Source organism: Caulobacter sp. 10L414 (genome assembly GCF_056395525.1).
Map to the genome: position 1 here is coordinate 1 of NZ_JBFTJR010000025.1, position 13068 is coordinate 13068.

General features: G+C 69.3%; 9 protein-coding genes. 8 read left to right on the plus strand and 1 reads right to left on the minus strand.

Translation table 11 applies throughout. From position 1 onward, the window contains the following. Positions 1-430: 430 nt before the first annotated feature. Positions 431-1327 (plus strand): TauD/TfdA dioxygenase family protein, encoded by an 897-nt coding sequence (locus AC1DCG_RS12015; RefSeq protein WP_477030555.1) that lies wholly within the window; start codon positions 431-433, stop codon positions 1325-1327. Positions 1328-1413: 86 nt separating this feature from the next. Next, positions 1414-2748: an LLM class flavin-dependent oxidoreductase gene (locus AC1DCG_RS12020; RefSeq protein WP_477030556.1), complete on the plus strand. Its 1335-nt coding sequence runs from the start codon at positions 1414-1416 to the stop codon at positions 2746-2748. A 1-nt stretch (position 2749) separates the two neighbouring features. Here AC1DCG_RS12020 and AC1DCG_RS12025 read toward each other — a convergent pair whose 3' ends face one another. Beyond that, the gene (locus AC1DCG_RS12025) at positions 2750-3349 is read right to left on the minus strand and encodes a hypothetical protein (protein WP_477030557.1); all 600 of its coding nucleotides are present in this window, start codon (positions 3347-3349) and stop codon (positions 2750-2752) included. 312 nt (positions 3350-3661) lie between these two features. Between AC1DCG_RS12025 and AC1DCG_RS12030 the strand changes: the two genes are divergently transcribed. The 6 genes from AC1DCG_RS12030 to gspF all read left to right on the plus strand — a co-directional run bounded on the left by AC1DCG_RS12030 (position 3662) and on the right by gspF (position 13059). Further along, entirely contained in the window at positions 3662-5098 is a 1437-nt protein-coding gene (locus tag AC1DCG_RS12030) for a hypothetical protein (RefSeq protein ID WP_477030558.1), read from the plus strand. Between the two features lie 66 nt (positions 5099-5164). Further along, on the plus strand, positions 5165-7828 hold the full coding sequence (locus tag AC1DCG_RS12035) for a TonB-dependent receptor domain-containing protein (protein ID WP_477030559.1): 2664 nt from the start codon (positions 5165-5167) through the stop codon (positions 7826-7828). 93 nt (positions 7829-7921) lie between these two features. Continuing rightward, a complete protein-coding gene (locus AC1DCG_RS12040) occupies positions 7922-8371 on the plus strand; it encodes a type II secretion system protein N (RefSeq protein WP_477030560.1) in 450 nt (149 codons plus the stop codon). Next, on the plus strand, positions 8368-10404 hold the full coding sequence (gene gspD, locus AC1DCG_RS12045; RefSeq protein WP_477041498.1) for a type II secretion system secretin GspD: 2037 nt from the start codon (positions 8368-8370) through the stop codon (positions 10402-10404). The genes AC1DCG_RS12040 and gspD overlap by 4 nt, the downstream gene beginning before the upstream one ends. Further along, positions 10401-11861, plus strand: a complete 1461-nt coding sequence (gene gspE / locus AC1DCG_RS12050; RefSeq protein ID WP_477030562.1) for a type II secretion system ATPase GspE — start codon at positions 10401-10403, stop codon at positions 11859-11861. Before gspD ends, gspE begins: the two co-directional genes overlap by 4 nt. Further along, positions 11848-13059: a type II secretion system inner membrane protein GspF gene (gene gspF / locus AC1DCG_RS12055; RefSeq protein WP_477036756.1), complete on the plus strand. Its 1212-nt coding sequence runs from the start codon at positions 11848-11850 to the stop codon at positions 13057-13059. The genes gspE and gspF overlap by 14 nt, the downstream gene beginning before the upstream one ends. The last annotated feature ends 9 nt before the right edge of the window (positions 13060-13068 follow it).

The window sequence follows — 13068 nt, forward strand, 5'->3', positions numbered from 1 at the left end:
TCCCCGACCTAACGCGTGCGAACGCGGGAGCACGAGAACCTGTGCCCAACCCTCAAGGAACCTCCCCCCGTGGGGGAGGCGATCGCTTTAGCGATCGGTGGGGGGAGTGACTGCGAACTCACCCGCCGCCTCGAAAGCTGAAACCGGCCTCCCACCGGCCTTCGGCCGCCTCCCCCACAGGGGGAGGTTCGCCGATCAAGACCCTCCCCCTGAAGGGGGAGCATCTTGGACGGAGGGCCGGAGGGGGAAGTTCCTGATGACTTCGACGCAGCCGCCGCCTTCGCGATCACGTCCCCCTCCGTCGGCTTCGCCGACAGCTCCCCCTTCAGGGGGAGCGTCCTGATCCCACCGCACTTGAGCCCATCCAATTCCCATGCCTACAGTAGGATAACGCCGTTCTCGAAAGCGGCGATGTCCTTGGGAGGACGCCATGAACGCCTTGACCCCGATCTCAGCGGGCGATGCGCCCGATTACGCCGGCCTGACGGTCGCGCCCGCCGGGCCGGTGCTGGGCGCCGAGATCTCGGGTCTCGACCTGACAAAGCCCCTGGAGCCCGAGATCGTCGCGGCTGTCCGCGCGGCCCTGCTGCGCCACAAGGTGGTGTTCTTCCGCGACCAGGACATCAGCCACGAGGACCACGTCCGCTTCGGCCGCTACTTCGGCGACCTGGAAGGCCATCCCGTCACCGCCCACGTGCCGGGCTTTCCGGAGATCCTGCACATCGAGGCCGCCGACGGGATGAAGCTGCGCGAGGCCATCGTCCCGATCGTGCGGGCGGCCAACAAGTGGCACACCGACGTCACCTTCCGCCACGCGCCGTCGATGGGCGGGGTCCTGCGCGCCCGCACCCTGCCGCCGTCGGGCGGCGACACCCTGTTCGCCGACACCGCGGCCATCTATGCCGACCTGCCCCAAGCCCTGAAGGACAAGCTGGCTGGCCTTTCGGCCGAGCACGACATCCTGCAGAGCTACGGCTACCGCATCGACGAGGCCAAGCGCCAGGAGCTGCGCGCGGCCTATCCGCCGCAGGCCCATCCGGTGGTGCGCACCCATCCCGAGACCGGCCAGCCGCACCTCTTCGTCAACAAGGTCTTCACGACGCGGATCCTGGGCCTGCCCGACGACGAGGCCGCCGCCTTGCTTGTCGAGCTGCTCGACCGCGTGAAGGCGCCCGAATACCAGGTCCGCTTCCGCTGGAGCCCGAACGCCATCGTCTTCTGGGACAACCGCGCCACCCAGCACTACGCCGTGCTCGACTATTGGCCGGTGGAGCGGGTGGTCGAGCGGGTGACGATCAAGGGGGATGTTCCATATTTCCAAGCCTGATCAGGGGCTTGAGACCATCTCGTTGGATCGCGGGGGAGGGGCTTCGTAAGCAGTTCCCGTCACTTTCAGCCAACGGAACGGCCCCGATGTCCCAGCCCCGTCAACTCAAGCTCGGCTTCATCCTGCACGGGGTCGGCCCCGGCTGGGGCGACTGGCGCCATCGCGACGCTCATCCCGGCGCCAGCACCGATTTTGCGTTCTACAAGCGCCAGGCCCAGGTCGCCGAGGCCGGCAAGTTCGATTTCCTGTTCGTCGCCGACAGCGTCTACATCACCGAGAAGTCGAGCCCCCACTACCTCAACCGCTTCGAGCCGCTGACCATCCTGTCGGCCCTGGCCGGCGCGACCAGCAACATCGGCCTCGTGGGCACCCTGACGGTCAGCTACAGCGAGCCGTTCAACGTCGCCCGGCAGTTTTCGTCGCTGGACCACATCAGCGGCGGCCGCGCCGGCTGGAACGTCGTCACCTCCTGGCTGGAAGGCAGCGCCGCCAACTACAGCCGCGACAAGCACTACGCCCACGACGTCCGCTACCGGCTGGCCGGCGAGTATCTCGACGTCGTCCAGGGTCTCTGGGACAGCTGGGAGGACGACGCCCTGACCTTCGACAAGGCCGGCGGCCAGTTCTTCGATCCGGCCAAGCTGCACACACTGGACCACAAGGGCGAGTTCTTCCAGGTGAAGGGGCCGCTGAACATCAGCCGCTCGCCCCAGGGCCAGCCGGTGATCTTCCAGGCCGGCGCGTCGGAAGACGGCAAGGCCTTCGCCGCCAGCCGCGCCGACGCCATCTTCGTCTCGCACGAGGACGTCGACGCGGCCCAGGCCTATTACAAGGACATCAAGGCCCGCGCCGCCGGCTACGGCCGCGATCCCGAACAGCTGCACGTGCTGCCCGCCGCCCGTCCGGTGGTCGGCAGGACCGCGCAGGAGGCCGAGGCGCTCTACAAGGAGCTGACCGAGCTCGTCTCGCTCGACAACGCGCTGTCGATGCTGGCCCGGCCGTTCAACGAGTACGACTTCAGCCGGCACGACCCGGACGGTCCGTTCCCGCTGGAGGCGGCCGCGTTCGGGGCCAATTCGAACCAGAGCGCGGTCAATCGGATCGTCGCCGCGGTGAAGGCCGAGAACCTGACGCTGCGCGAGACGGCCCTGCGCTTCGCAACCCCGCGCGGGCATTTCGTCGGCGCCCCCGAAGCGGTGGCCGACAGCCTGCAGGCCTGGTTCGAGGGGCGCGCCGCCGACGGCTTCGTGCTGTTCGAGAGCCTGCCGGGCCAGCTGGAGGCCTTCGTCGAGCTGGTCGTGCCGATCCTGCAGGACAGGGGACTGTTCCGCACCGACTACGAGGGTTCGACCTTCCGCGAGAGCCTGGGTCTCGACGTCCCGGCCAACCGCTACGCCGGCGCCCTTGCGGCGGCCGAATAGCCTAGAGCGACGCCTCCGCCGCCGATGCGGCGGGGGCTGCGCGCCGATCCTCCGCGGGGCGGGCCTCGACGGGCTTGCCGCCCCAGTAATGGTCGTTGCCCCGGAAGGCGCCTTCGATGGCGCGCAGGCCGCGCTCCACCTGCATCGACAGGTGGCTGATCAGGCCGCTGTGCTTCTCCACGACCGCCAGGTCGCGCGGGGCCCGCTGCATGGCGCTGGCGTAGCGATGCAGGCTCGATTTCATCTCGCGCATCTCGCGGGCGATCCGCGCGATGCGGTCGCGATCCACCTGGCCGAAGTGGCGGGTGCCGTGCAGCCGGTTGCGGGCGCAGGCCGCCAGCCATTGGCCGCGGGTCATGCCGGTGACCTGGCACTCCTCGTCCAGCCGCATCCGGTCGTCCCGGGTGAGCAGCACGGCGACCGAACTCGTCTGGGCCTGGCTGACGGGTTCGGGCGCGGGGCGTTGCGGCGGGCTAGGTCCGTCAGCCAGGCATTGCGAGACGAGGGCGCGCAGCGCCGCCGAACGCCCGCCGCACGTTGCGGCGTAGGCGTCGAATTGTTCGGCGAGTTCGTCTGGCAACTGGAAGCCGAAATGCGTCATCGGTCTGCCGCTTCAAGGTCAGGCGTTGCGATAATTTCCGCTTCGCGCAGATGTCCGAAGATGAGCGCATGTGTCGCTCTATTTTAGACATACGGCCACTTTTTCGAATTTGATCATTACAGCTTTGTATCAAATTATTGCTCAGAAAATGTGTCACAAAACTTTGGGCTAACTGTCTTCGCGGCTCTGTAGCCCGCCGATCCAGGGCGGGAAGGGCGAGGCTTTTCCATTGGTGGGGACCGGGGGTCTTCGCCGCCCTGTTTGCGGCTGCGCCAATGGAGAACCGTCATGAACCGCGTTGGAAACGTTAGCTTGATCGCGCTTGCGCTGAGCGCCTCCCTGGCGCTTGCGGGCTGCGGCGGCGCCGACGGCGTCGCCTCGCCGGGCGAGGGCGGCTTCGGCAACGGCGGCGGCACGAACCCGACCAATCCGACCACGCCGCCTCCGGGCACCCCGGCCGCGGACTGCCCGACCGGCTTCGCCAATGTCGGCACCGTCGCCAACGGCACGCTGCGCAACTGCCAGCTGCCGCAACTGATCACCGGCGCCCTCGTCGTGCCGCTGCGCGCCGGCACCGTCTACTCGGTCAGCGGCCGCGTCGACGTCGGCCAGGACCAGGGCGGCGACCCGAACGCGCCGATCGCCGGCCGCACCAAGGGCGTGCTGACCGTCGAAGCCGGCGTGAAGGTCTTCGGCTCGGCCGGCCTCGACTACATCGTCGTCAACCGCGGCTCGCAGATCTTCGCCGAAGGCACGGCCACCAACCCCATCGTCTTCACGAGCAAGCAGAGCATCGAAGGCCAGACGGGCGTCGACTCGATCGGCCAGTGGGGCGGTCTGGTGATCCTCGGTCGCGCGCCGATCAGCAACTGCTCGGGCGCCGGCGCTACGCCGGGCACGGCCGGCTGCGAGGCCCAGGTCGAAGGCACCAACGCCTTCTACGGCGGCAGCGGCCTGCAGGACAACAGCGGCGTCATGCGCTACCTGCGCGTCCAGCACTCGGGCTTCGTCATCGTCGCCAACAACGAGCTGAACGGCATCACCCTGGCCGGCGTCGGCTCGGGCACCACCTTCGACCACATCCAGGTCCACAACAGCAGCGACGACGGCATCGAGTTCTTCGGCGGCAACGTCAACGGCAAGTACCTGGTCCTGACCGGCAACGACGACGACAGCATCGACACCGACACGGGCTACAACGGCGCCCTGCAGTTCGGCATCATCGTCCAGCGCGCCAACGGCGGTAACCGCGCCTTCGAAACCAGCAGCGCCGGCGCCGCCCCGCGCTCGAACCCGAAGTTCGCCAACTGGACCGTCATCGGCCGCCGCGGCTCGGGCAACGACCTGCTGGTCGCCAACACCTCGACCAACAACGTCTGGGTCAACTCGGTCGTGCAGATGACCGCCAGCACCGCCGGCTGCGTCGACATCGACGACGCCACCACCCAGGTCGCCTTCCACTCGGTGGCCCTGGCCTGCGCCACGCCATTCACCAACGACACCAATGTCGACGCCACGGGGGTCGCGGCGATGTTCAACGCCGGAACCAACAACACGTCGAGCCACACCTCGACGCTGACGGGCACGTTCATCAACGGCGCCAACGAAGCGGCCCGCACGCCCTACGCCAACATCACCAGCCTCAGCAGCTTCCTGGTGAACCCCGGCCACATCGGGGCGGTCAAGGACGGCAACGACACCTGGTGGCAGGGCTGGACCTGCGGCCTGACCAGCGGCTCGACCTGCTGATCCGGTTGGGGGCGGCCGTGCGCCGCCCCCGCTTCCCGACGCCCGACAAACACCAAGGTTTCCGTGATGAACATGCTGTTCCGGCCCCTGAGCGGCCTCCTGCTCGCGACGTCGGCGCTGGTCGCGCCGCAGATCGCCATGGCGCAGACGCCTTCCGCCGCCCAGCCGCAGCCGGGCGCGGCTGAAACCCCCGCGCCGCGCCAGTACGCGGCGCTGGAGCCCGAGGACATCCCCAACGCGGTCGAGGAAGTTCTCGTCCTTGGTCGCAACATTCCCGAGCCGATGCGCACGACCTCCGAGGTCGCCAGCTTCCTGACCCAGGAAGACCTCAAGCGCGCCGGCGACGGCACCGCCGCCGAGGCCCTGACCCGGGTCAGCGGCCTCAGCCTGGTCTCCGGCCGCTTCGTCTATGTGCGCGGCCTTGGCGAGCGCTACTCGTCGGCCCTGCTGAACGGCTCGCCTCTGCCCAGCCCCGAGCCGCTGCAGCGCGTCGTGCCGCTCGACCTCTTCCCGTCCAGCATCCTGGCCGGCGCCACGGTGCAAAAGAGCTTCTCGCCCAACTATCCGGGCGAGTTCGGCGGCGGCGTCATCGACCTGCAGACCGTGGCGGTTCCCGACGAGCCGTTCTTCGAGGTCGAGCTCGGCACGGGCGGCAACACCGAGACCACGCTGAACAAGGGCCTGACCTACTACGGTTCGGACACCGACTTCCTCGGCTACGACGACGGGACGCGGAAGATGCCGCGCGACCTGCGCAACGCGCTGGCCACCAAGAAGCGGATCAACCCGGCCAACTTCACCAACGCCGAGCTGGTGCGCATCGGCTCGAGCCTGGTCAACGCGCCGCTGAACCTCATCCAGGTCAAGAACCAGATCCCGGCCAACTTCTCGGCCGACCTCAGCGCCGGCCGCTCGTTCGAGCTGGCCTCGGGCGCGCGCCTGGGCGTGGTCGCCATCGCCGGCTTCGAGAACAGCTGGCGCTCGCGCGAAGGCGTCCAGCAGCAGGGTCTCGAGCAGAACGGCGTGCTGGAGCCCCGCACCAGCTACGACTTCCGCAACACCAGCAACAACGTCACGGTCAACGGCCTGCTGGGCCTGGGCCTGGAGTGGGGCGACCACCAGGTGCGCTGGACGAACCTCTACGTCCACAACACCACCAAGTCGGCCCGCCAGCGCGCCGGCGAGGACTACGCCGCCGGCCAGGAAGTGCTCGACTCCTACACCGAGTGGTTCGAGCGCGACCTCTACGACACCCAGCTGTCGGGCAAGCACGAGTTCGGCGCCTGGAACTTCGACTGGCGCGGCTCCTACGCCAAGTCCGAGCGCGACGCGCCGTACGAGAAGTTCATCCGCTACCGCCTGGAGAACGGGGCCTACTACCACTCCGCCTCGCAGGAGCAGAACTCGACGAGCTTCAGCACGCTCGACGACACCATGGCCAGCGCCGGTTTCGACCTGGCCTACACCCTGCCGCTCAGCAGCGGTCGTGACGCCAAGTTCAGCGGCGGCTACGCCTATCTGGACAACGAGCGCGACGCCGAACGCCGCGATTTCCGCTACCAGGGCGGCGCCATTCCGCTGGCCATCCAGCGCGAGCGGGTCGACTTCCTGCTGTCGGACTACAACCTGGCCCAGGGCTACCTGACCTTCACCGAGATCACCGGCGGCGACGGCGCGGCCGCCTATGAGGCGGGCCTCAAGGTCCACGCCGGCTACCTCCAGGTCGACGCGGAGTTCCTGCCGCGCCTGCGCACCTCCTTCGGCCTGCGGGTCGAGGACGCCGAGCAGACCGTGCAGGTCGTCGACCTGTTCGGCGGCGCGGCCGCCACGCCGACCGCGCTGGAGGAGACCTACGTCCTGCCGGCCGCGACCCTGACCTACAACTTCGCCGAGGACATGCAGCTGCGGCTGGGCGCCTCGAAGACCATCGCCCGTCCCCAGTTCCGCGAACTGGCGCCCCAGCAGTACTTCGATCCGGACAGCGACCGCCTGTTCATCGGCAATCCGTACCTGACGGACACCGAGCTCCTGAACCTCGACGCCCGCGTCGAATGGTACTTCGCCGCCAACCAGTATCTGTCGGGCGGCCTGTTCTACAAGGATCTGGATCGTCCGGTGGAGTCAGTGGTCAGTGAGCAGGGCTCGACGATCGTCCAGACCTACGTCAACGCGCCGAAGGCTTCGCTCTACGGCTTCGAACTGGACTTCAAGAAGCTGTTCGACAGCCCGTTCGAAGGGGCCTTCTTCGGCAGCAAGCGCTGGCTGGTCGGCGCCAACTACACCTTCTCGGACTCGCAGGTGAAGGTGGGCGAGGACGACGTCGTCTACCCGCTGGCCGGGGCCGGCGCGCCGCGCCGGGCGCTCGACTACGTCAAGGACGGCAGCCAGCTGCAGGGCCTCTCCAAGCACCTGGCCAACATCCAGTTCGGCTGGGAGGACGAGGAAAACCGCTCGCAGGCGACGATCCTGGCCACCTACGTCAGCAAGCGGATCTCGGCCCGCGGTCGCCCCGACCAGCCCGACCTGGTGCAGGAGCCCGGCGTGACGGTCGACTTCACCTACCGCAAGGCCTTCGACGTTAGGGACCGCGAACTGGAGTTCACCTTCAAGGCCCGCAACCTGCTCGGCGAAGACTTCGAGGAATACCAGGTGCTGGGCGGCGGCCGGGTGGACGCCAACACCTACGATCTGGGCCAGACCTTCTCGGTCTCGCTCTCCACGCGGTTCTAGGTCTCGCCAGGACCGACCGCGACCGATCGACGGCGCTCCTCGCCCTGGCGGGCGGGGAGCGCTCGTCGCCGTTGAACGACCAAGCCGATCCCCATGCTCACCAAGCTGACCGAAACATTCAGGACCCACGCGGGACGAGCGTTCGTCGCGCTCGAACTCGTGGTGCTGCTCGTCCTGGCGCTGCAGATCGCGCGGCTCGTCTGGATCTTCGCTGCGCCGCCCCCGCCGTTGGCGCTCAAGGCCGCGCCGATCCAGAAAGCGGCCGATCCCAGCATCCTCGCCACCTTCGACGCCTTCGGTTCGGCCGGGGCGTCTTCGCGCGTCGGCGGCGCGGCCGGCGTCGAGGGCTTCCGGCTGTTCGGCGTGCGCCAGACCGACGGCGGCGGCTCGGCGATCATCGCCGGCCCCGACGGGGTCCAGAAGTCCTACGCCGTGGGCGAGAGCATCGTCGACGGCGTCACCCTCGCGTCCGTCGCCGCCGACCATGTCGAACTCTCGCGGGCCGGCGCCCGCATGACCCTCTCGTTTCCGGAACGTCCATGACCAAGGCTCCCACGCTGCGCATCCTCGCCGCGGCCGCCTCGATCGCGCTGGCCCTGCCGTCGGCCGCGCCCGCGCTCGCCCAGACCCAGGTGCTGAACGTCCAGGACGCCGAGATACGCGCCTTCATCCAGGATGTGGCCAAGACCACCAACACCACCTTCGTCATCGATCCGCGGGTGAAGGGCACGGTGTCGGTCACCAGCAACGGTCCGCTGGACCGCCGCGAACTGTTCGAACTGTTCCTGGCCACGCTGCGCGCCAACAACCTCGTGGCTACCCCGGCAGGCGGCGGCGTCTACCGTATTGAGCCGTCCGAGAACGCCGCCCGCCAGCCCGGCGCGGCTGGCGGCCAGTTCTCCACCGAGGTCTTCCGCCTGCGCACGCTGGATGCGGCGACGGCGGCCGACATGCTCAAGCCCCTGGTCGGGCCGCAGGGGCAGGTGGTGGCCAATGCCCGGGGCGGGGCTGTGGTCGTGGCCGACTACGCCGACAATGTCCGCCGCATCCGGGCCTTGCTGGCCCAGGTCGACCAGGACCGCGCCGCCGTCCATACCGTGACCCTGACCAATAGCTCGGCGCGCGAGATCGCCCAGGTCGTGAACGACCTGATCGCCGGGCCCGGCGCCGACGGCAAGGCGGGCAGGGGCGCGGTTACGGTCGTCGCGGTCGAGAGCAGCAACTCGGTGCTGCTGCGCGGCGACCCCGACGCGGTCCAGAAGCTGCTGCCGCTGATCGCCGACCTCGACCGCCGGGCGGAGTCCAGCGACGACGTGCGGGTCGTCTTTCTGCGCCACGCGAACGCCGAGCAGATGCTGCCGGTGCTGCAGCAACTGGTCGGCCAGGCGCCGTCGAGTGTTGCGCCCGGCGTGGGCCGCTCGGCCGGCGGCGTGGCGGGATCGGTCAATGCAACTCCCCCGGCCGTCTCCGCCCCGACGGCGATCCCTGGAAGCGCTCGCGCCAGCGTCGCCCGCTACCCCGGGGCCAACGCCCTGATCATCAACGCGCCGCCCGAACTGCAGCGCACCCTTTCGGAGGTGATCCGCCAGCTGGACGTGCGCCGCGAGCAGGTGCTGGTCGAGGCGATCGTGGTCGAGGTTTCCGACGACGCCGCTAAGCAGCTGGGCGTGCAGCTGCTGCTGGGCGGCACGAACGGAACCATCCCGTTCATGGCCACCAATTACACCAACGCCTCGCCCAGCCTGCTGCCGCTGGCCGGTGCGATCGCGGCGGGCGATCCCAAGGACGGCGACTCCGAGGCCGTGACCTCGATGCGCCAGGCCGCGATCAACTCGCTGCTCAACGCCTCGGGGGTGACCGGCGGCGTCGCCGGCCGCAGCGGCGACGTGCTGTTCGGCGCGATCGTCAATGCGGTCAAGAAGGACAGCGGCTCCAACCTCCTGTCGACGCCGTCGATCATGACGCTCGACAACGAGGAGGCCCGCATCCTGGTCGGCCAGGAAGTGCCGATCACCACCGGCGAGGTGCTGGGCGACGCCAACTCCAACCCGTTCCGCACCATCCAGCGCCAGAACGTCGGCGTGCAGCTGGAGGTCAAGCCGCAGATCAACGCCGGCGGCGGCATCACCCTGTTCCTGCGCCAGGAAGTGTCGGCGGTGGCGGGGCCGGTCAGCGTTGGCTCCAGCGAGCTGATCATCAACAAGCGCGAGATCGAGACCACGGCCCTCGTGGACGACGGCGACATCGTCGTGCTGGGCGGCCTGCTGGACCAGACCGAGACCTCGTCGGTGCAGAAGGTGCCTGGCCTTGGCGACCTGCCGGGGATCGGCGGTCTGTTCCGCAGCACCGCCCGCGAGCGCGGCAAGACCAACCTGATGGTCTTCATCCGCCCTCGGATCATCAGGACGGTGGACGACGCCCGCGCCGTCACCAACCCGCGCCTCGACCGCATGCGCCGCGAGAGCGCCCTGACCACGCCGGAAGGCGACAGCTCGCTGGGCGCGGTGCTCCGCGACTTCCAGCGCACGTCTCCCGCGGCCCTGCCGCCGCCGCCAGCCCCGGCGCGGCCGCAATGACGGTGCTCGACTACGCCTTCGCCAAGCGCCACGGCCTGGTCCTGTTGTCGCTGGACGGCGAGGCGACCTTCGGCCTGCGCGATGGCTTCGATCCTCTGGCCCTGATCGAGGCGCGGCGCGCGCTGGGCGTGCCGCTGAAGCTCCAGCCGCTGGCCACCCCGGCCTTCGATCGCAAGTTCTCCGAGGTCTATGCGGGCGCGGGGCTCGCCTCGGCTTCCGGCGACGACCTCGACGGCTCGCTGGGCCACCTGCTGGAGGACATGCCCACGGCCGCCGACCTGCTCGACCCGCAGGACGACGCCCCGGTGATCCGGCTGATCAACGGCCTGATCGCCGAGGCCGTGCGCTCGGGCGCGTCCGACATCCACGTCGAGCCCTACGAGCAGGCCCTGGTCGTGCGCCTGCGGGTCGACGGCGTGCTGCGCGAGATCCTCAGCCTGTCGCCGCGCATCGCCGCCATGCTGGTCTCGCGCGTCAAGGTGATGGCCAAGCTCGACATCGCCGAGAAGCGCATCCCGCAGGATGGCCGCATCTCGTTGGCGCTGGGAGGCAAGAGCCTCGACGTCCGCGTCTCGACCCTGCCGGCCCGTATGGGCGAACGGGTGGTGATGCGGATCCTCGACAAGGAGCAGGCGGGCCTGGGCCTGTCGGATCTCGGTATGTCGCCGCGGATGCTCGCCGCCCTGGAGCAGGCCCTGCGCGAGCCCAACGGCATCGTGCTGGTCACGGGTCCCACCGGTTCGGGCAAGACCACGACGCTGTACGCCGGCCTTGGCCTTCTGAATGACAAGAGCCGCAACATCCTGACCATCGAGGATCCGGTGGAGTACGCCGTCCACGGCGTCGGCCAGACCCAGGTCAACACCAAGGTCGGCATGACCTTCGCCGCCGGCCTGCGCGCCATCCTGCGCCAGGACCCGGACGCCGTCATGGTCGGCGAGATCCGCGACGCCGAGACCGCCCAGATCGCCGTCCAGGCCAGCCTGACCGGACATCTGGTGCTGTCGACCGTGCACACCAACGACGCCGCCGGCGCCGTGGTCCGCCTGCGCGACATGGGCGTGGAGCCGTTCCTGCTGGCCTCGACCATGCGGCTGATCATCGCCCAGCGCCTGGTGCGCAGGCTCTGTCGCGTCTGCTCGGTCGAGGAGCCCGCCGACACGGCGGCCGCCGCGCTTGTCGACGTCCCCGTCGGAACGCCCTTGAGGCGTCCGGTCGGCTGCGCCGAGTGCAGCCACACCGGTTTCCAGGGACGCATCGGCGTCTATGAAGCCCTGCGCGTCGACGATGCGGTGCGCCGCCTGATCGGCCAGAACGCGTCCGAAGACGAGATCGCCGAAGTCGGCATCGAGGTCGCGCTGAGGGACGAGGCCCGCCGTTACGTGCTGGAAGGGCTGACCACGGTCGAGGAGGCGCTGCGCATCACCGGGGCGGGGGCGCGCGATGGCGAGCTTTGACTATGTCGCCCTCGACCTCGCCGGCGCGACGCGCTCGGGGCGGATCAAGGCCCGAGACGAGGACGACGCCCGCGACCAGCTGGAGCGCCGCCGCCTGGCGCCGCTGAAGGTGCAGGCCCACGCGGCCGTCGCGCCCACGGGCGGGCAGGGGATGTTCGGCGATCGTCTGGGCGGGCGCGACCGGTCGCTGTTCACCCGCCAGCTTGCCACGCTGGTCGCCGTCTCGACCCTGGAGGAGGCCCTGCGCACCATCGCGCTGCAGGCCGATCGGCCCAAGCTCAAGCGGGTGGTCGAGCAGGTGCACGCCGCGGTGCTGGAGGGCTACCGCCTGTCGGACGCCCTGGCGCGGCCGACCGGGGCCTTTCCGCCGCTCTATCGGGCCATGGTCGCCGCCGGCGAGGCCTCGGGCGCGCTGCCGACCATCCTGGAGCGACTGGCCGACCTCTTGGACCAGCAGCAGAAGGTCGCCGCCAAGATCACCACGGCGCTGGTCTATCCGGCCGTGCTGGCCCTGGTGGCCTGCCTGGTCGTCACCGTGCTGATGGTCTTCGTCATTCCCAAGGTCGTCGAGCAGTTCGACAGCATGGGCCAGACCCTGCCGCTGCTGACCCGCATCGTCATCGGCCTGTCGGGCTTTCTGCAGAACTTCGGCTGGCTGGTCGCCCTGATCGTCGCCGGCCTGGCCGTCGCCTACTGGCGGGCGCTGCGCAACCCGGCCTTCAAGCTGCGCGCCGACAGCTTCTTTCTGAGCCTGCCGTTCGTCGGCCAGCTGATCCGCAACGTCCACGCCGCGCGACTGGCGCGCACGCTGGCGACCATGATCGCCAGCGGCCTGCCGATGCTGGAGGGCCTGATCCTTACGGCCGGCACCGTGCGCAACGCCGCCCTGCGCGGCGGCATGGACGCCATGATCGCCGGCATCCGCGAGGGCGGTTCGCTGTCGACCGCCATGCGCCGCACCGGCGTCTTCCCGCCGGTGCTCGTCTACATGACCGCCAGCGGCGAGAGCAGCGGCCGCGTCGACGCCATGCTGACCCGCGCCGCCGAGTATCTCGAGCGCGAGTTCGAGACCTTCACCGCCACCCTCCTGAGCCTGCTGGAGCCGGCGATCATCGTCGTGCTCGGCGGCGTGGTGGCGACCATCGTCCTCTCGATCCTGCTGCCCATCCTGCAGATCAACACCCTGGCCATGAACTAGGAGGCCAAG

What these genes read in the sequence shown, in the direction of transcription:
- AC1DCG_RS12040 (WP_477030560.1), top strand. Translation starts at nt 7,922, where the DNA reads ATGCTCACCAAGCTGACCGAAACATTCAGGACCCACGCGGGACGAGCG.
- AC1DCG_RS12015 (WP_477030555.1), top strand. Translation starts at nt 431, where the DNA reads ATGAACGCCTTGACCCCGATCTCAGCGGGCGATGCGCCCGATTACGCC.
- AC1DCG_RS12035 (WP_477030559.1), top strand. Translation starts at nt 5,165, where the DNA reads ATGAACATGCTGTTCCGGCCCCTGAGCGGCCTCCTGCTCGCGACGTCG.
- gspD (WP_477041498.1), top strand. Translation starts at nt 8,368, where the DNA reads ATGACCAAGGCTCCCACGCTGCGCATCCTCGCCGCGGCCGCCTCGATC.
- gspF (WP_477036756.1), top strand. Translation starts at nt 11,848, where the DNA reads ATGGCGAGCTTTGACTATGTCGCCCTCGACCTCGCCGGCGCGACGCGC.
- AC1DCG_RS12025 (WP_477030557.1), bottom strand. Translation starts at nt 3,349, where the DNA reads ATGACGCATTTCGGCTTCCAGTTGCCAGACGAACTCGCCGAACAATTC.
- AC1DCG_RS12020 (WP_477030556.1), top strand. Translation starts at nt 1,414, where the DNA reads ATGTCCCAGCCCCGTCAACTCAAGCTCGGCTTCATCCTGCACGGGGTC.
- gspE (WP_477030562.1), top strand. Translation starts at nt 10,401, where the DNA reads ATGACGGTGCTCGACTACGCCTTCGCCAAGCGCCACGGCCTGGTCCTG.